Raw genomic sequence first — 250 nt, 5'->3', positions numbered from 1 at the left:
AGCCACTCGCCTACAAGTAATTAATTAAACACCAGAGTAAAATTTAACACCGTAGGCGTTGAGCTTGCTGACGCACAAATACCACACCAAATTTTGAATATCGCGATGGCAAGCCACTCGCCTACGTAAATTTAAACATCCACTTTTATTTTTTCGATAATTTCTACGTTGGCGGCAGGAAAATTGTAATCGTCTAACTTATCAATCGCGACCCATGCACTTTGCTGACCTTCTGCGCCATGGGCTTGGC

At 42.8% G+C, this 250-nt stretch carries 1 pseudogene; it reads right to left on the bottom strand.

Going from position 1 to position 250, the window contains the following annotated elements:
* Positions 1 to 131 precede the first annotated feature (131 nt).
* Positions 132 to 250, bottom strand: a pseudogene (locus H5200_RS24300) (8-oxo-dGTP diphosphatase MutT); the annotation flags it as partial.

The sequence above is a fragment of the Pseudoalteromonas sp. SG43-7 genome (genome assembly GCF_014164295.1).
GTDB lineage: Bacteria > Pseudomonadota > Gammaproteobacteria > Enterobacterales > Alteromonadaceae > Pseudoalteromonas > Pseudoalteromonas rhizosphaerae.
The sequence above is the reverse complement of the archived record's forward strand: the minus strand, read 5'-3'. Positions and strand labels throughout refer to the sequence as shown.